Raw genomic sequence first — 16146 nt, forward strand, 5'->3', positions numbered from 1 at the left:
GCAGCAATCGTGCTGGATCACCGCCATCGCGCTGGCACCTGCCACATCGACGCCAGCGGCGAGCCGCTCACCTACTCCCGCAACTATCTCGCCGACGTATGCACCGCATCTCGACGGCGTATGACCACGTGCTGACGGTTACCCGCCTCGCCATCAAGGCGCAGGCGGCCGCGACGGTTCTTTCCGGCCTTAGGGGGTCGCTCACCGCTAGTGCCCGCGACAACCGAAGCAAGGTTCCAGGTCGGAGCAGGGGCAGCTTGGTTTGGCGATCCTACTCGCATCAAGCTTCTTGCCAGACGCCAAGAATCCGCGCCGAAGATCGCGCGATGGCGGCGCCAGGCCGCGAACGTTACGCCGCCAAAGCGGATAGTCTGCGGCGGAGAAGTCCGTGGAACAGACGTGGATCTCAGCCATCACGCGACCGCAGGCTTACTCGACTGCGATGGCGTGCGGGCGGGAGAAACGCCGAGGGCAGGCGCGGCGAACTGCATCTTGACAAAGGCGCGGTAGGCCATGATCTGGCGAGCAAGACGATCCGGATCGCCCGTGACCTTCGCCATGATGATGCCGCCGTCGATGATGCAGGACAGCATCTCTGCCATGACGTCGATGTCGACCGGCTCGCGCGGCGGGTAGGCGGCTGCGATCGTCTCCAGATGGGCGCGGATACGTTCGTTGACGCTCTCGATCGCCTCGCGGTTAAGATCGACGACACGGCGGTCGAACAGCCGCTCCTGGTAGCAGATCGATGCGATCATGCAGCCGGGATGTCCGCCGGGAAGGTCGGCCATCAGCTCGGCTAGCATCTTCAGCCCGATCAGGAATGCCTGCAGCGGGTCGTCCGAGAGTTCGGCTGCCCGGCCGAACAGCTCGTCGAGTATGCGGTGGTCCTCGGCGATGTAGCGGCGAAGCAGTTCGTGCGCGAGCTCGTTCTTGTCGCGGAAGTGGTAGAAGAAGCCGCTCTTCGTGATGCCCACCTCGGCGATCACCTCCTCGATAGAGGTCGCGCCGAAGCCCTTGGCGAGCACAGAAGCCTCGGCCACTTCAAGAATGTGTTCGCGCGTCGCCTCGCCCTTGCGCATGAGAGGCCCCCAAAACTGTACTTGCAGTACGGAAATGCAAGGCGCCGACAATATCACATTCCGCCGGGATATCGCCAGACAATAGGCAAGCTTTTGAAATTGCTTCCGAATGTCAAGCAGGCCATTCGCTGTACCACGCGTTCCCTAGTTTGCATGCATACGATCTGGGAAAACCACGCCGTCCAGGGCGGTGACGCCGCCCGCTGTCACGGAGGCTTTTTAACCATGGCGAAGTATCGTCACGCATTGCCGCAGGCCGATGGCGGCCTGTTTCTGAGCGACGGTGGAATGGAAACCGCGCTCATCTTCCTGCAAGGGCTCGACCTGCCGCAGTTTGCATCCTTCGTTCTGCTCGACGACGAGAAGGGCCGCGCGGAACTGGTGAAATACTACGAGCATTTCCTGCCGATCGCACGCAACCGCGGCCTCGGCTTTGTGCTCGATACCGCCACGTGGCGGGCAAGCCTCGATTGGGGCAGGCTGATCGGCTTCGATGCCGAAAGGCTGAAGGAGGTCAACATCGCCGCCGTGGACCTCGTCGCGGCACTTCGCGAGGAGTGGGAGACGCCGGCGACGCCGATCGTGCTCAATGGCGTCATCGGGCCGCGCGGCGACGGCTACAAGGCGGGCTGCATGGAGGCCGGTGAGGCCGAGGATTATCACGTCTTCCAGGTCAACATCTTCGCCGGCACGCGGGCCGACATGGTCTCGGCGATCACCATGAACACGGTGAATGAGGCCGTCGGCATCGCGCGCGCCGCAAAGTCGGCTGCGATACCGTGTGTCGTCTCCTTCACCGTCGAGACCGACGGCAGGCTAGTGGACGGCACCACGCTGCGCGCCGCGATCGAGGCGACCGAGGAGGCAACGGAAGGGTCGCCGGCCTACTACATGGTCAACTGCGCGCATCCGATCCATTTCGAGCAGGCGCTGGCCCGTGGCGAGGCCTGGGTGAAACGCATCCACGGCGTGCGCGCCAACGCCTCGGCAAAGAGCCACGCGGAACTCGACGAGTCCGAAACGCTCGACGCGGGCGACATGACCGATCTTAGTCGCCGCTACAAAGCGCTGACGCGGGCATTTCCATCAATGCGCATCCTTGGTGGCTGCTGCGGCACCGACCACCGGCACATGGCCGCCATCTGCGAAGCCTGCGCACCGGCGTCGGCCGCGGCCTAGGCCTTCTCGATCAACCAGACATGAAGCGGCGGGCGGAGCGCGACTCCGTCCGCCGAGGAGATATTTCGATGTTCCTGCACACAATGATCGGTCTGCTTTGGCCGGCGCACGCCGGCGTGGCGCTCGCGATCTGCCGCGCTTGCCCGCCTAGGGGCCTAAATGCCCGCCGCTCAACCTTAGGGGAACCTAGCGCGACTGTCGCGGGCCGCTTTGCTGCTGAGATGCGAGCAAGCCGGCTTGCCAGCGCCACCGACGCGCTAGGCTACCTTCTGGTGCAAAGGCGTCGTTCCCGGCGGCCGGCGGTACTTCCTCACCATCTGGACCGTGCCGGCATCGACCGTCAGGCGTCCCAGCACTTGGACAGTAATCCAGCCTAACTCCTCGTCGACATGGACGACTTCCCCTCGAACCGGATCTTGCCGCCTGGCTTCGACTTTCGAGGATCGAATAGGGAAAGTTGGCAGTTGGGACATGCAGGGCCACGTGATCGTCCATCCGCTTTCCCGCCGTGGCGATGATAGTCACCTTGTCACCGATATTTGATCTCCCGCGCCATCGTTAGGATTCTGGAGCAGCGCGTCTGGCCGTCAAGAGGATGCTAATATATGTGAGATTGCAAAAACAATAGCGCCCCAGCACCCACAGCGGGGTCGCCAGCAGTGCCGGGCCCAACCGGCGTGAGGGGATTGAGAGCGGCGCCGGTTGGGGTGGCATTCCAATCAAATTCATGCGCTTCTGCTAATATAGCAGGACGGATGCGGCATGCGAGATTCTCCTCCCATTGCAGGTGCCGGCTACCCCCAATCTCCAAGTTGATCAAACGACAGTTGTTCCGTTAGCCTGCAAGAATTGCAGGGTGCAACGCCGGGTGTCGGAACCCGGCAATTGGGGCAGTTGGGGAGACGCATCATGACCGATCCCATCATGGACTTAGTCGAAACGGCCATCATCCCCGATGTCTTCATTTCAGGGATGGCCGACATGGAAAATTTGGGAGACGGGAATTTCCGGTGCACATTTTACAGCCGGCAGCGAGCGATCTACGAGCGTGGTAAGTTCGAACACGTGATTGTGTGCCGACTCGTCATGTCGGCCGGCGCGGCTCATGCGATGCTGAAACAAATCGCACACGCCGTTGAACGAGGATCGGATAACACGGATTCCACCGGCTTTCCTGGTGGGGCACTGCAATGACACCTTCGTCTGCACTTCGCTATTAGGTCTCACTCGGCCTAAGCAAGGGTGCGCCGTCATTCGGCTGAAGGCCCGGCCCGCGCGGATCAAAGGGCGGCCGCAGAATGCGCCTGGCATTTCAGCGCGCTCTCACGCGGCGCGCGCAGGCCGGCCCGGGGCCGCGCATATAGTGGAGCTCTGGCCGGTAGCGTGGTGCAACGAATTCGCGAAAGGCTGATGCCAACCGAGTGATCAAAGCCCACCGCTCCATGACACAATCTCTGCAAGACGCCGCTGCAGGAGGCGGTTCATTTCCGATTTTTGTCTGGGCTATCCACAGTCTCGCGGCCATCGAGGCGCTCCCTATGACCTTGTGACGGCCGTCGGACATGATGGCAGAGTCCGCGATGTCGACGCCGATGCGGTCTCTGCTGATAGACCGCCTGAACAAAAGACCGAATCGGATCGGGTCGCAGTCAGAAATCCCCATGAGGTCTCGGACGACCAGAGGGCTACTCCCACGGCCGCGGCCAAGAACGCTACGAGAAGGCCGAACAGAAGCTTACGCGAAATCATTTGTCCCAACCTCACAGGCCGGTATCGATATGGAACAGCGTGTTTTTTGCGCCCGGTTGTCTGAAGCTGTGGAGGCAAGAACCGTGCCACGCTTGACGACTTCGCAGGAGTTAGCGGGGGGCAGGGCAGTAACGGATGATCGCATCGCGGGTTCTGCAATTTGCGGTATGCTCAATTCCATGCGGGATCCTGCTACAATCCCCCATGGCCGTTCGAATAGCGGTTGTCCTGGCGCTTCTTTTCGCCTTCGCCTACGGATTCGCCAAACTCGTGGAACGGTATGGCGGCGTTGGCGATCAGCCCTCTCCGTGTGAACAATTGTCAAACCTTGATTGCGCCGACCCGAATGCGCCGCCTCCTGAGCCCGAGCCTTCCTGAGACTCACCCCGGCCGCCGTTCTCTCGGGGATAAATTCGACGCTGGCCGCGGGCCGGCGATCGCGTCCTGGTCAAGGACCAGACCGACGCGACCCAGAACGGCATTTACACCGCCTCGGCCGGGGAATGGTATCGGGCGTCTGATGCCCGCACGTCGCGGTCGATGCAGAAGGGCACCACGGTTCACGTCCAGGATGGGACGGTTTCGACCGGCGTCACCTATTCGTTCCAAGCCATCGACCCGGTGATTGGAACAGATGACATTTCCCTCGTCTTCTACCTCTCCGGCGATGTCCTTGGAGATGTGGCGGCCGCGGCATCGGGAGCGACAGAAGCGGCGGTGGCGGCGGCGGCAGCATCCGCAGCGGCAGCGGCAGCCAGCGTCGACGAGGTCGAAACCCTTCTTGACGGTTACAGCGTCCTCAGCATCGGCACTGTCACGACGTTGCCGGCTGGAGAAGACGCAACGGTAACGAATGTCGGCACGCCGGGAAATGTAATCCTCGATTTTGCCATTCCGATGGGTGAAGCAGGCTCTCCAGGCGCGGGAACTGGCGATGTTGTTGGACCGGCTGCAGCCACGAACAACGGCTTTGTCAAGTTCAATGGAACGACCGGCAAGCTGCTGAAAGACAGCGCTGCGACAATCTCTGTTGCCGATGGCGGCACCGGAATCCCGTCCTATGCCGCTGGAGACATTCTCTACGCGACCAGCGTGACAACTCTTGCCAAGCTTCCCAAGGGCAGCGCACTGCAAGCGCTTCGCATGAACGCCGGTGCCACCGCTCCAGAATGGGCCGGTGGTGGTGGTGGTGCCCCGGATGCAGTCATGGAGGATCAAAAGGCTTCCGGGACGAACGGCGGTTCGTTCAACAGCGGCTCCTGGATCACGCGCACCCTGAACACCGAGGTGCGGGATCCGTTTGGCCTCATCAGTTTGGCCTCAAATCAGTTCACGCCCACGGTTGACGGATGGGTCGAGTGGAAATGCCCGGCGCAAGAAGTCGAGAGGCACCAATCCCGCCTGTTCAATGTCACTGATGCCGTGGCTGTCCAATCCGGCACCAGTGCTATTGATGAGCCGAGTGTGACAATAAGTGCTGGCGGCGGAGCCGTCGAGGCAGGGAAAACTTATCGGATTGAGCATCGCTGCAGCACTGGCAGCGCCACCGGTTTTGGCACCGCCTCGGGTTTTGGCACGGAAGTCTACACCCGCGTCAAGTTCTGGAGCGCCTGACGGCCCAATCGGCAAGCATGGCGCTGCTGCAATCGTTCTCAAGTATTAATCAGGTTCAGCGGATTCGCGCACTGTTAGTGGAACAAGAATTGCTCCACACCGTTCAAGCTAAGCAACCCGCCGCGGAAGCAATGAAGCGTCGCAGTGGAGTCTGCTTGGAGGTTTAATATGAGAAATCACCTTTCCGCGGCTGCGGCAGGAATCCTTCTGCTCGTTGGTGTCAGCGCCGCCGCCGCCCAGGACGTTATCATTCAACCCGAGCAGGATACTGTGATCCGGGAATATGTGAAAAAGAAACCGGTGGCATCCATCAGCCTTCTCGGCGTGGAGCTCGCCATCGGCTCACCTCTGCCGGAGACAGTCGAGCTTTACGAGGTGCCGGACGTTCAGTACCGGTACGTAATCGTCGATGGCCGGACCGTCTTGGTCGACCCATCTACCCGCAAGATTGTGAGGGTCTACGACTGACACGAACTCTTCAGACTGACGCCCGCCGTGCTGAAAGGTGCGGCGGGCTTCTTGCATTCAATTCACAGCCCCAACGGGCCTGCTCTTCATCGGCGGGCGAGGACACTCAGGGCAGTGCAGCCGTCGGTGGAACTTTGATAAATCCTACTGATTGTCTGTGACCAGTGGGCACGCCCCCCGTTGCCCGCTGCAGATCGGGCCCCAACCCGATCGGGCCCGCGCTCTCCGCGAGAGGCGCGGGCTTTCTTGCCCGCACCGTGTATTCTGAAATCTAATATACCAGAAGGATTGAATCGCGGTCTGTGTATTCATCAAAGGCGCGCGCAGGCTGTTGTATTTTTGCCACTGCGTGGACCTATTGCGGTCTGGTCTGTTTCGATCACTGGACCGAAAACTCAAAGTAGCATACGAGCAAGTATCTCTTTATTCCTCTTCTTATCAAGGATGGTTTTATGTACCGACTGCTTCTCGCTTCAACCGTCCTGCTCTCCATGGGAAGTGTCGCACTTGCTGCTGACGCCGTGTATTCCGATCCGGTCGTGGAAACGCCGGCTTCGGCCTACAACTGGTCAGGCTTCTACATCGGCGCGCATGCAGGATACGCTTGGGGCGATTATACGCTGTTCAGCGCTTCTGGCGGCGGCCCAAATGTAGATGTCGACGGTTTCGTGGGCGGTGCAACTATTGGCTACAACTGGCAATGGGACTATTTGGTCCTTGGCATTGAAGCTGACATCTCGAATGGCCCCGATGGAACCACTTCCCAAGGTACCGCAGGACCAGTGTGGAGTTGTATTACAGGCGATTGCAACGCCGAGATTGAGTACTTCGGCACGGTTCGCGGACGTCTCGGTGTCGCATTCGACCGCTGGCTGGTCTACGGCACGGCAGGCTACGCTTACGGAGAAGTCGAAGGGGGCATCGAGAACTCCGCGCAACAGGGCGGCGGATCGGCCGACGGATGGGCCGCTGGCCTCGGGACGGAATTCGGCTGGACGGAACACTGGTCGACGAAGGCTGAATATCTGCATGTTGATCTGGGCGACATCCCATTCGGCACAGGGGTTGGGACCGAGGATTTCGAAGGAGATGGCGACTTCGACGTATTTCGTTTGGGCGTCAATTACAGGTTCTGAGCGCAGCTAGCTTCAGGGGCCCGGCCCAATGCCGGGCTTTTCGTTCTCGAAGTTTAATAACTGAACATTTCGGCCACAAGCAGGCGTCAGGACGCGCGGGGATCTTCTCCGCTATCAGGACAGCGGCCAGCCGAAACGCGCGCTGGTGAGGCTCCTACCTAAGGGGTAGGGCCAAAGTTTAGAGCGTAATGCAAAGGGCTGAATCGGCCCCGTTCGGTTCCGGCAATGTCCATGTACCGTTCCGCACTTTAGCGACAGATGAAACAAGCGGACAGCAAGAACGCGCGCTGGCGGGCTTCCCTGTGGTGCGGTAATTTAGCCAAATGGGCTCGGACTGGACTTTCCAATCTCTGATCGGCGCGCGCATGGTCGTCACGGCCAATTGCTATGAGTGCCATCCCCGCCATGATCTCGACCTGGCTGCGCTGCGCGACCGTTTCGGCCCGGATGCACCAGCCATGGCGGCTGACCTCATTCCGAAGCTCAAATGCGCCAAGTGCGGCAGCAAGCGCGTCGGGCTGATCTATACGCCGGACACGACCCCCAATGCCTATGGGGATGATGGCCGACCAGCCGGCAACGACCTACATCGTGAGCGTGTTCGAAAAGCCGCATTGGCGCACGGTGCTTGTCACGAAGGACAAGGCGAAAGCTGAGGCGATGGTGGAAAGAGATCGGCGGCAAGGTGGCGCATCGAGGAGATCACGCCGAAGCCGAAAAGGCGTTAGGAACCGAGGGAAGGCGGCCGGCACCAGTTTGGGCGGGGGCTCTGATAGGCACCGGCCTAACGGATTGTGGATCCGCTGCCGCTGGATAGTACCGCGTATGGCGATTCGAGTAATTCCGTGATCGCGGAAGGCCTTTGTGGAGGAACTCAATCCAAATGGTCGCGTTACTGCCTAGGGATTTTTTCCGATGGCTGACGATAGGGACGGAACACCCAGCAGGCCCTCTGACGACTCTATCGTTCAGCGCCTGGTTAAAGAGGCGGGTATCACGGAAGAGCAGGCTCGCGACCTTATCGCCGTGTTAGGGTATAGCTGGGCGTCGCTTATACGAAGCCCGCTTTCTGACCAGAAAACGCTAGACACAAGACCGAACGCCTACCACAGGGGCCAAGGGCCAACGGACTGACGCGGCTCGCGCTCAGACTCGGCGACGCTTAGAAAGGGCCTGCAGTAGGTCCGCTTCGTCCTCGATTCCGTTCTGGAAAACGAGGACGATTTCCTCAGCAAGGTCTTCCTTCCGTTCCTTGTCCATTTGGGCTAGACGGCGCTCGCCGCACAGTTGGTCGAAAACTCGCTGGAGCATGTCCAGGTCGGCAGGCCTAAACACTCCACTGTAACGCGAGAATGGCATAACGGCAGCCCTCAATTTGCCGTCCCTTACCCTATCATTCTGCCATCAACAACGACCAACCTCAAGGCGGTGGCATTCGGGCAAATTTGCCCCGCAAGAGCGGAATGGGCGCCGACGCCTACATCTCGTTGTTTTCGATGATGCCAGCTTCGCCGTCGGGCAGGTGGCCTGGCGCCGCCGGCTTCCGCAGCCTCGCGCCGGTGCCTTCGCCATTCGTTATATCGACATTGTGCAGCGCGTAGGCCGCGACAATCTTTGCCTTGGTCGTTTCCGTTGCGGTGCCAGTCTGCTCGAAGCGGTGGACGGTGGTGAACGCAATGCCAGCTTTCTCGGCAAGGTCTCGCACCGACCATCGGAGGATCGCACGGGCGGCCCTGTTCGCTTCCGGCGTCAGAGGGGCATTTTGCATACGCTTGTAACCAATCCAGTTGACATTGCTAACGCTTGTATGTTTTACATACACCTGTAACTAAAGCAACGGGAGTTTTACCAATGTCGAACACCACCTGTTCGGGCAGCCGCCGAAGGCATGCCCGCAATCAACCGCCGCCGCCTGCTCAACCTGACCGGGGCAGGCCTCGCTCTCGCCGCGCCGGCGCGACCGTGCGCAAAGCCTCGGCAGCGCCGATCGACGCCGCGCCTTCCGAGCATCCCGACGCAGAGCTCTTGCAGCTCGATCGAGAAATGGAGGAAGTCTACATCCAAATGAACCGCGCTTCGGAGGTCTGCAGCAAGGTCGGCAGGAAGTGCGATAAGCTTTACCCAGCAAGGCCTCCGGCGTGGGAAGAGCCGGCCATGCCGGAAGACGTAAGGGCGGCGTTCCAATCCATGACGGTCAGGGACATGGGCACCAACAACCGGCCCGCCATTCATGTCGCATGGAGCAACGAGGTCAAAGAACGGAAAGCCGCGAACAAGGCCTTGCAGGACGCGCATCATGCCAAATGGGAAGAGATAAACCGCGAGTTCGGTCTCAATGCTGCTGAGGACGCTTTCGGCGAGCGTAACGACGAGCTGTGGGATATTGGCCTGCGCATTTTTGCAACGCCGGCCACCACACTGGAGGGAATGGCGATCAAGATCCGGGCGTCCGACAAAATGGCTCTTGAGACCTTCACCGACGAAAACGAAGGCTTCGCGTCGATCGCCGCCGACATCAAACGCCTTGCGGGGGAGGCATGACGATGGCCGGCCGCATCATACGCCTTCGCCCGGCGCTCCTGCTCCTGCGCACGGCAAACAGGCTTGGCGACCTCGCCGGGCGGATCATCAAGCAGTGCGAGGGGAGGACGGGATGAACGCTCATACGCCCACTCTGAAGCCGCTGGGCATGCCCGCCGGCATTGACCCGCACCAGTGGCGCTAATCGATCGAAACGCGCCTGAATGACCTCCTGGACCGTGCCATGGCGCTGATAACGGTGCTGGATCTCATGGAGGCGGATTGCGACCTGGAGGACGGCGCCGACGATGAGCCGTCGATCGGCTCCTATGGCGGCGATGATCGCGAACGCGACGACTGCGACGACGAGGACACGAGGGATGCTGCCCGGACGACTGCGGCGAAACCGTCATGTGGCCCGACGACCTTGAGTCGCAGGAAGTGCTGATGCGCGCCTGACAGTCATTCCGCGTCCGAAACGATAATGGCCCGCTGCCTCAAATCAGGTGGCGGGCTTTCTTTATCTTGTGGCAGAAAAGTCACGCAGCGTGAATATGCAGAGATTCAACCGGCGCGAGCTTATTATACAGCTAAGCGAGGCGTACCGTTGTTCAAGGGCCAAGGGGGCTCTCCTCCCGAACTGGCGGCCCGCTGCCTCTCCCTGGGGTGGCGGGCTTTTTCATTGCTCGGGCGCATTGTCCTCCGGTCGCATCAGCTTCGGAGAGGACGACCATAGGTCTTTGAACGCCCACATCGGCGGCGTCCAGTGGGCATCCCACTTATCCATGGCGCGAAGGATGAATATTCCTGCCTCGACGGAAGTGAGGCTTCGCGTCGAGCCTGCGTCCGGTTTTTCGTGCTTCAGCCAATACAAGGTCTCATTGAGGCGAGCGATCCACTGCTTTCGCTCATCCGTCGCTTGCCCAGTATGTGTTCCCAGAGGCCACCCGCCTTCCCAGGCGCCATGTCCTCGGCGGCGCCCGTCAGCGTGATAGCCACAGCGAATTGCCCAGCATGGAAGGCCGCGATGGCAGCCTCGATCTGCTGAACTGCGGCTTCCTGTTTGGTGGCATGGTGGATTCGATAGAACGGGCGCCTCTCAATCATGTCGAGCTCATCTGTAGCCCCAGCTGTGGCCCTGGGCAGGCTTTGCCGCATCGGCGAAGGTAACGAATATCAGCTAAGTCTTTGAAAATGTTGGCTCCCCGGGCCGGATTCGAACCAGCGACCAACCGGTTAACAGCCGGTTGCTCTACCACTGAGCTACCGGGGAACAGAGGCTCTCATGTGTGAGTGGCGCAGCCTATAGCAAACCCGTTTCGGCTTTGCAAAGAAGCATTTCGTATTTTTTCGGTGCTTTTTCGCCCGGCGCTTTCTCGCAATCGCGCGCTGGCGCCCTCATATTAGCCGTCTGGCGGGGAGCGCGGAACCCAAAACGCGGTTGCGGCTTTCGTCAGGTGGTGTTTTTACTTTGCCCGAACGGACCGCCAACCAGACATGAGCGCAGCAAGCCACAATCATCCACCGGCACGGAAAATAACGGTCTTCGGCCGTCAGGTCACCATGCCGCGCTCGCGCGGCCTCAGGATCGCGATCGGCGCCGTGCTGATCTTCGGCGGCATTCTTGGCTTCCTGCCAATTCTGGGTTTCTGGATGATACCGCTTGGATTGCTGGTGCTTTCCTATGAGTTTGCCTTGGTGCGCCGCCATCGGCGCCGGCTCGTCGTGTGGTGGGAACGGCGGCGGCGGCCGAACTGACGGATTTGCACGCGGCAAGCTGACAAGCGTCCGAGAAGGGTGTTTTCCGGCTCGACTCAATCCGGGCCAATGCCGGCGCGTGCTTTTTCCAGGCCTCGCAAACCTTCTCGAGAATAGCGGCCCTCCCGCTTCTCCGACGTAAGGTCCATGCCCCAGCGCCTCCCCTCGCCATAGTTAACAGTTAACTAATATATTGATTGCAGCATACGTATCGACGATTCGACGTGTGGCATCGTGGACCCAGAGGAAACCGTCCGGAATGCACCATGGCCGCTTGACGGCATTTTCGCCGCAACCTATTGGAACCGGGTGGAACGCCGGGAGCAACGAGGCCTCGTGGCGGAGTGGTTACGCAGAGGACTGCAAATCCTTGCACCCCGGTTCGATTCCGGGCGAGGCCTCCAAATGCTCAAGCTCCCGCGCACCGGCGCCAGGGGCTCGAGTTCCGGTCGAAACGAGTCGCGGTCCTGGCGCGGCAAGCAGATTGGTTTTGGGCGGATTGGTTGGAACATGAGCGCTGATTTTGCCGAACGTCGGGTGAAAATGGTCGATGGCCAGGTCCGCACCACCGACGTGACCAGCGCGCCGCTGCTCGAGGCGATGCTTGTCGTGCCGCGCGAAGCCTTTGTCGCGCCGGGCCAGCGCGATCTTGCCTATATCGACGAGGACATCCGCATTGCCAACGGAGCGGACGGCCCACGCTACCTCATGGAGCCTTCGCCGCTGGCCAAGCTGATGCAACTGGCCGCGATCGACCCCGGCGATTCGGCGCTCGATGTCGGCTGCGGCACCGGCTATGCGGCGGCGATCCTGTCGCGGCTGGCAAAGTCCGTCGTCGCGCTGGAAAGCGATCCGGTGTTAGCCGAGGCCGCCATGTCGACGCTTTCGGCGCAGGGCTGCGACAATGTCAGCGTGGTCAAGGGACCGCTGCCGGAAGGCCATGCCGCGCGAGCGCCCTACGACGTCATTTTCATCGGCGGCAGTGTGGAGAAAGTGCCGGCGTCGCTGCTCGACCAGCTTGCGGAAGGCGGTCGTCTCGTCGCTGTCGAAGGGCAGGGGAATTCGGGTGTCGCCCGTTTATTCTTTAAGACTGGGGGGGTTGTAACCGGAAGAGGCGCATTTAATGCGGCAATTAAGCCACTACCCGGATTCGAACGTGCTCGTGCGTTCGAATTCTGAGTGATTTTGGCTTGCAGCCGACGCGTTGTCATGTTCGCTTGGGTTTGAACAATCGTTGCTGATCCGCATGACTGGGGTACTCTTGGGGGCTGACAGCAGGGAACCTGAAACACATCGCGCCGGCTGCTCGAGTGGGAGAAGCCGGCGCGGTGTGGTTCCCATGCAAAACGAATGAGGGAATAACGTGCCGTCTTTACGCAAGAAACTTTTTGCCGCCGTCCTTGTTTCGGCGACCGCGCTTTCTCCGGTGGCCGCCTCGGCGGAAACCATCCTCGGCGCACTTTCGAAGGCCTACCAGAACAATTCCTCGCTCAATTCGGCCCGCGCCGGCGTCCGCGTCACCGACGAGGGCGTGGCCATCGCCAAGTCCGGCTGGCGCCCGACCATCACCGGTTCCGCTGATATCGACTACTCCAGCAGCCATTTCGATGCCCGTAGCAATATCCCCGAGGCGAACCGAAGCTTCGCGTTAACCACCGGCAACTTCGGCGTCCAGATCGACCAGACCCTGTTCGACGGCTTTCAGACCAAGAACAACGTCGCTGCCGCCGAATCGCAGGTCCGCGCCTCGGTCGAGAGCCTGCGCAACACCGAAGAGAACATTTTGTTCAACGCGGCAAGCGCCTACATGGACGTGATTCGTGATCGGCAAGTGGCGGTGCTGACCGAGCAGAACCTGCAGTTCCTGACCGAGCAGGCGCGTGCGGCGCGATCGCGCTTCGATGTCGGCGAAGGTACTCGCACCGACGTGGCGCAGGCCGATGCCGAGCGCTCCTCCGCCGTGGCGGAACTGGCCGCCGCCCGCGCGCAGGCGCTGGCGAGCGCTGCGACCTATCGCCAGATCGTCGGCGACGAGCCGGGCAAGCTCAGGGGCGCTTCGCCATTGTCGAAGCTGTTGCCGCGGAACCTCGATGCGGCGGTCGCGATCGCATCCAGCGAACACCCAGCCATCCTCGCCACCCAGCATCTGGTCGACGCGGCGGCGTTTTCGGTGAAATCGGCCGAAGGCGCGCTGCTGCCGCAGCTCTCGGCTTCCGCCGGCGTTTCGAGCGCCTATCGCAACACCGTGCCAGGTGCATTCGGGGAGTCGGATGGCACAACCAATTCGGCCAGCATCGGTGCAACGCTGACCGTGCCGATCTATTCCGGCGGACGGAACTCGGCGAGGGTGCGCCAGAATAAGGAATCGCTCAGCCAGGCGCGGATTGAGGTCGATGTCAGCCGTGACACCGTGCGGCAAGCCGTGACCTCGGCGTGGACGCAGTACACCGCCGCCCAGCAAACCGTGGTGGCCAACCGGCAGGTGATCGCCGCGGCGCAGCTTGCGTTGAGCGGTGTCATCGAGGAGCGCAATGTCGGCCAGCGCACCACGCTCGACGTTCTCAACGCCCAGGCCACCCTCATCACCGCCAAGATCAACCAGGCCAGTTCCGAACGCGATTTGGTGGTGGCGAGCTATGCCATCCTCTCGGCGATCGGCCATCTTTCGGCCGACCGTCTCGCCCTTCAGGTGACGAAATACAGGCCTGAAGAACATTACAATGCGGTCAAGGACAAGTGGATCGGCCTGCGCACGCCGGACGGTCGCTGATCGCACCAGCAGTTTTAAGTTCTGCCCAGATTCACACTGAAGCGCCGCGTGTCCCAAGGGACGCGCGGCGTTTCAGTCTAACTCGAGATTCAAGCCAGGTCGGCTGAATGTCAAAATGCCCTAATCTGTTGAAATCCAATCTGTCCTCAGATTGGGGATTCTCGTAGGGCGATCCGTCGGTTACGCTGTCGCCATGATTCGAATCCGGTTTTTGCCGGACAGGAAATCTGCAACGAGTCACAAGGGCGGCGGATGTGACGATGGCTACGGCAAGCAGCGTGCAGCGCGAACCTTCCATGGAAGAGATACTGGCTTCCATCAGGAGGATCATCGAGGACAGCGATACCGGCCGCAAGCAATCGGACGAAGCGGAAGGTCTGCGCCAGGATCTGCAGCCGACGCCGGCGGTGGTGCCTGCACCGGCGGCAGGCGGGACGCCACCGGCGGCAGGCTGGACGCTGCCGGAGGAGGATGACTTTCGCGCCGAACTGCGTGGCGGATCAGACACGAGAGAGCCGGCTACGCAGGTGGAGGCGCAGCCATCGGCCGTCGAGCCTGTGATTTCGCGAACGGAGCCGCCGGTGAGTTCCAACCCGACTCCGGCCGAAGTGCCGGTGGCGCTTGCGGGTGACAAAGCCGCTGGCGAGCCGGCTCCGGCCGTCAAGCCGGATGCGCCTGCGACGGCAAGGGCAGCGGAGACGACCGATAGCACCGTTGCCGATTGGCGGCGTGAGATCGCCGCAGTCGGCAAGGCGATGACCGTGACCAAGCCGGACAAGGCCCCGGACGGGGCCGAGGCGCGGCAGACGCCGGACACCGAACCGAAGGCCGAGGTTTTCGAGGACGCGGCCGAATCTGCTTTCGAGCCGGCCCCGCCGCCAAACGAGTTGGCGCGCCCGGCGGCAAGCGAGACGCCGCCCGCTCGCCCGGCGATCCTTTCCGAGCATACCGGCCGGCAGGTTGCCGCCGCCTTCGGCGAGCTTTCCGATGCGTTCGCCAGCCGCAGCAAGAAAACCTTCGACGAGATGGCCGAGGAAATGCTCAGGCCCATGCTGCAGGACTGGCTGGACAACAATCTGCCGACGCTGGTCGAGCGGCTGGTGCGCGAGGAAATCGAACGCGTGGCGCGCGGCGCGCAGTAGCAATTCCGACAGAACGCCGGACGAAAACAACGCGGCGACGGTGTTTTCGTCGACGCCGCAGCTCAGCCGCTCTCAACCGATGTGGCAAAGGCAACGAGGTTTCCGTCGAGATCCGCCACGATGAAGGTGCGGGCGCCCCACGGCTCGGTCCGCAATGTCTGATGAAAGCTGACCCCGGCCGCTTGATATTCCAGGAACAGCGGCTTGATGGCATCGAGCACGATCGTCGCTGACAGCAGATCCTCATTGGCCCTCGAGCTTTTGTCGAAAAGAGGCTTGTCGACATGGCGCAGGTTCAAGCGTGCACCATCGCGGATGACCTGGGCGTAGAAGGGCGGTTCGCCATAGGTGAAACGCGTCCGGAAGCCGAGTTTTTGGCAATAGAACGCGCATGCTGCGTTTATGTCGGAAACGAAAAGCTGGGGCTCGGCAAAGGCGAGGAACGGTTTTTCTGCATCCGGTGGCTTGCTGTCCGTCATGGTTTGAAGGCCTTTCTTCAGCGCCTGCCAGTTTTCGAAACCCGCCTTCCTGGCGACCAGCTCCTGTGCATCGGCGAGTTTGAAGCCGTGATCCAGGATTTGGCGGTCGGTTAGATGACGGAAGCGCGGCAGCATCGATCCGATCGCATCCGCGACGGGATAATACCGCTCGCGATGCCAACGCAGGTAAAGCTTGGCCTGCTTCCTGACGGTCTCGAGATTCGGCATGTTCGAAAATTGGGCGCATTG

The 16146-nt window shown here is 61.2% G+C and carries 17 protein-coding genes, 2 tRNA genes and 1 pseudogene; 13 read left to right on the forward strand and 7 right to left on the reverse strand.

Translation table 11 applies throughout. From position 1 onward, the window contains the following. Window positions 1-413: 413 nt before the first annotated feature. A complete protein-coding gene (locus AC0NID_RS20050; protein ID WP_473456688.1) occupies window positions 414-1082 on the reverse strand; it encodes a TetR/AcrR family transcriptional regulator in 669 nt (222 codons plus the stop codon). Window positions 1083-1307: 225 nt separating this feature from the next. On the opposite strand from AC0NID_RS20050, the gene AC0NID_RS20055 reads away from it, so the two are divergent. Next, complete coding sequence (locus tag AC0NID_RS20055; protein ID WP_473456690.1) at window positions 1308-2261, forward strand: homocysteine S-methyltransferase family protein; 954 nt, start codon at window positions 1308-1310, stop codon at window positions 2259-2261. 909 nt (window positions 2262-3170) lie between these two features. Continuing rightward, a complete protein-coding gene (locus AC0NID_RS20060) occupies window positions 3171-3455 on the forward strand; it encodes a hypothetical protein (protein ID WP_473456692.1) in 285 nt (94 codons plus the stop codon). A 400-nt stretch (window positions 3456-3855) separates the two neighbouring features. Here the strand turns inward: AC0NID_RS20060 and AC0NID_RS20065 are convergent. Together AC0NID_RS20065 and AC0NID_RS20070 are read right to left on the reverse strand one after the other, a co-directional pair. Next, window positions 3856-3924: pseudogene (locus AC0NID_RS20065) on the reverse strand (hypothetical protein); the annotation flags it as partial. Window positions 3925-4202: 278 nt separating this feature from the next. Continuing rightward, on the reverse strand, window positions 4203-4328 hold the full coding sequence (locus AC0NID_RS20070; RefSeq protein ID WP_473456694.1) for a hypothetical protein: 126 nt from the start codon (window positions 4326-4328) through the stop codon (window positions 4203-4205). Between the two features lie 222 nt (window positions 4329-4550). On the opposite strand from AC0NID_RS20070, the gene AC0NID_RS20075 reads away from it, so the two are divergent. The 4 genes from AC0NID_RS20075 (at window position 4551) to AC0NID_RS20090 (ending at window position 7884) form a co-directional block, all read left to right on the forward strand. Then, the gene (locus AC0NID_RS20075; protein ID WP_473456696.1) at window positions 4551-5624 is read left to right on the forward strand and encodes a hypothetical protein; all 1074 of its coding nucleotides are present in this window, start codon (window positions 4551-4553) and stop codon (window positions 5622-5624) included. A 168-nt stretch (window positions 5625-5792) separates the two neighbouring features. Further along, window positions 5793-6092, forward strand: coding sequence for a DUF1236 domain-containing protein (locus AC0NID_RS20080; protein ID WP_473456697.1), 300 nt, complete (start codon window positions 5793-5795; stop codon window positions 6090-6092). 452 nt (window positions 6093-6544) lie between these two features. Next, window positions 6545-7228 (forward strand): outer membrane protein, encoded by a 684-nt coding sequence (locus tag AC0NID_RS20085; RefSeq protein ID WP_473456699.1) that lies wholly within the window; start codon window positions 6545-6547, stop codon window positions 7226-7228. 323 nt (window positions 7229-7551) lie between these two features. Next, window positions 7552-7884, forward strand: coding sequence for a hypothetical protein (locus AC0NID_RS20090; RefSeq protein ID WP_473456701.1), 333 nt, complete (start codon window positions 7552-7554; stop codon window positions 7882-7884). 821 nt (window positions 7885-8705) lie between these two features. Here AC0NID_RS20090 and AC0NID_RS20095 read toward each other — a convergent pair. Next, window positions 8706-8996 carry a helix-turn-helix domain-containing protein gene (locus tag AC0NID_RS20095; RefSeq protein ID WP_473456703.1) on the reverse strand — a complete coding sequence of 97 codons (291 nt, stop codon included), beginning with the start codon at window positions 8994-8996 and terminating at the stop codon, window positions 8706-8708. 83 nt (window positions 8997-9079) lie between these two features. On the opposite strand from AC0NID_RS20095, the gene AC0NID_RS20100 reads away from it, so the two are divergent. Further along, window positions 9080-9769, forward strand: coding sequence for a hypothetical protein (locus AC0NID_RS20100; RefSeq protein ID WP_473456705.1), 690 nt, complete (start codon window positions 9080-9082; stop codon window positions 9767-9769). Window positions 9770-9992: 223 nt separating this feature from the next. Further along, window positions 9993-10196 (forward strand): hypothetical protein, encoded by a 204-nt coding sequence (locus AC0NID_RS20105; protein WP_473456707.1) that lies wholly within the window; start codon window positions 9993-9995, stop codon window positions 10194-10196. Window positions 10197-10609: 413 nt separating this feature from the next. Here AC0NID_RS20105 and AC0NID_RS20110 read toward each other — a convergent pair whose 3' ends face one another. Both AC0NID_RS20110 and AC0NID_RS20115 read right to left on the reverse strand, forming a co-directional pair. Beyond that, complete coding sequence (locus AC0NID_RS20110) at window positions 10610-10855, reverse strand: hypothetical protein (RefSeq protein WP_473456709.1); 246 nt, start codon at window positions 10853-10855, stop codon at window positions 10610-10612. A gap of 91 nt (window positions 10856-10946) precedes the next feature. Beyond that, a tRNA-Asn gene (locus AC0NID_RS20115) sits at window positions 10947-11021 on the reverse strand. A 224-nt stretch (window positions 11022-11245) separates the two neighbouring features. Between AC0NID_RS20115 and AC0NID_RS20120 the strand changes: the two genes are divergently transcribed. From AC0NID_RS20120 to AC0NID_RS20140, 5 genes are all read left to right on the forward strand, one after another. After that, window positions 11246-11506 carry a hypothetical protein gene (locus AC0NID_RS20120; protein ID WP_473456711.1) on the forward strand — a complete coding sequence of 87 codons (261 nt, stop codon included), beginning with the start codon at window positions 11246-11248 and terminating at the stop codon, window positions 11504-11506. Window positions 11507-11836: 330 nt separating this feature from the next. Beyond that, a tRNA-Cys gene (locus AC0NID_RS20125) sits at window positions 11837-11910 on the forward strand. 106 nt (window positions 11911-12016) lie between these two features. After that, on the forward strand, window positions 12017-12685 hold the full coding sequence (locus tag AC0NID_RS20130; protein ID WP_473456713.1) for a protein-L-isoaspartate O-methyltransferase family protein: 669 nt from the start codon (window positions 12017-12019) through the stop codon (window positions 12683-12685). Between the two features lie 184 nt (window positions 12686-12869). Continuing rightward, window positions 12870-14276: a TolC family outer membrane protein gene (locus AC0NID_RS20135; protein WP_473456715.1), complete on the forward strand. Its 1407-nt coding sequence runs from the start codon at window positions 12870-12872 to the stop codon at window positions 14274-14276. Window positions 14277-14536: 260 nt separating this feature from the next. Further along, window positions 14537-15418, forward strand: coding sequence for a PopZ family protein (locus tag AC0NID_RS20140; RefSeq protein ID WP_473456717.1), 882 nt, complete (start codon window positions 14537-14539; stop codon window positions 15416-15418). A 62-nt stretch (window positions 15419-15480) separates the two neighbouring features. Here AC0NID_RS20140 and AC0NID_RS20145 read toward each other — a convergent pair whose 3' ends face one another. Then, window positions 15481-16125 (reverse strand): VOC family protein, encoded by a 645-nt coding sequence (locus tag AC0NID_RS20145; RefSeq protein ID WP_473456719.1) that lies wholly within the window; start codon window positions 16123-16125, stop codon window positions 15481-15483. Window positions 16126-16146: the final 21 nt, after the last annotated feature.

This window comes from Mesorhizobium sp. WSM4821 (assembly GCF_055901555.1).

What these genes read in the sequence shown, in the direction of transcription:
- AC0NID_RS20050 (WP_473456688.1), bottom strand. Translation starts at nt 1,082, where the DNA reads ATGCGCAAGGGCGAGGCGACGCGCGAACACATTCTTGAAGTGGCCGAG.
- AC0NID_RS20055 (WP_473456690.1), top strand. Translation starts at nt 1,308, where the DNA reads ATGGCGAAGTATCGTCACGCATTGCCGCAGGCCGATGGCGGCCTGTTT.
- AC0NID_RS20060 (WP_473456692.1), top strand. Translation starts at nt 3,171, where the DNA reads ATGACCGATCCCATCATGGACTTAGTCGAAACGGCCATCATCCCCGAT.
- AC0NID_RS20075 (WP_473456696.1), top strand. Translation starts at nt 4,551, where the DNA reads ATGCAGAAGGGCACCACGGTTCACGTCCAGGATGGGACGGTTTCGACC.
- AC0NID_RS20080 (WP_473456697.1), top strand. Translation starts at nt 5,793, where the DNA reads ATGAGAAATCACCTTTCCGCGGCTGCGGCAGGAATCCTTCTGCTCGTT.
- AC0NID_RS20085 (WP_473456699.1), top strand. Translation starts at nt 6,545, where the DNA reads ATGTACCGACTGCTTCTCGCTTCAACCGTCCTGCTCTCCATGGGAAGT.
- AC0NID_RS20090 (WP_473456701.1), top strand. Translation starts at nt 7,552, where the DNA reads ATGGGCTCGGACTGGACTTTCCAATCTCTGATCGGCGCGCGCATGGTC.
- AC0NID_RS20095 (WP_473456703.1), bottom strand. Translation starts at nt 8,996, where the DNA reads ATGCAAAATGCCCCTCTGACGCCGGAAGCGAACAGGGCCGCCCGTGCG.
- AC0NID_RS20100 (WP_473456705.1), top strand. Translation starts at nt 9,080, where the DNA reads ATGTCGAACACCACCTGTTCGGGCAGCCGCCGAAGGCATGCCCGCAAT.
- AC0NID_RS20105 (WP_473456707.1), top strand. Translation starts at nt 9,993, where the DNA reads ATGGCGCTGATAACGGTGCTGGATCTCATGGAGGCGGATTGCGACCTG.
- AC0NID_RS20110 (WP_473456709.1), bottom strand. Translation starts at nt 10,855, where the DNA reads ATGATTGAGAGGCGCCCGTTCTATCGAATCCACCATGCCACCAAACAG.
- AC0NID_RS20120 (WP_473456711.1), top strand. Translation starts at nt 11,246, where the DNA reads ATGAGCGCAGCAAGCCACAATCATCCACCGGCACGGAAAATAACGGTC.
- AC0NID_RS20130 (WP_473456713.1), top strand. Translation starts at nt 12,017, where the DNA reads ATGAGCGCTGATTTTGCCGAACGTCGGGTGAAAATGGTCGATGGCCAG.
- AC0NID_RS20140 (WP_473456717.1), top strand. Translation starts at nt 14,537, where the DNA reads ATGGCTACGGCAAGCAGCGTGCAGCGCGAACCTTCCATGGAAGAGATA.
- AC0NID_RS20145 (WP_473456719.1), bottom strand. Translation starts at nt 16,125, where the DNA reads ATGCCGAATCTCGAGACCGTCAGGAAGCAGGCCAAGCTTTACCTGCGT.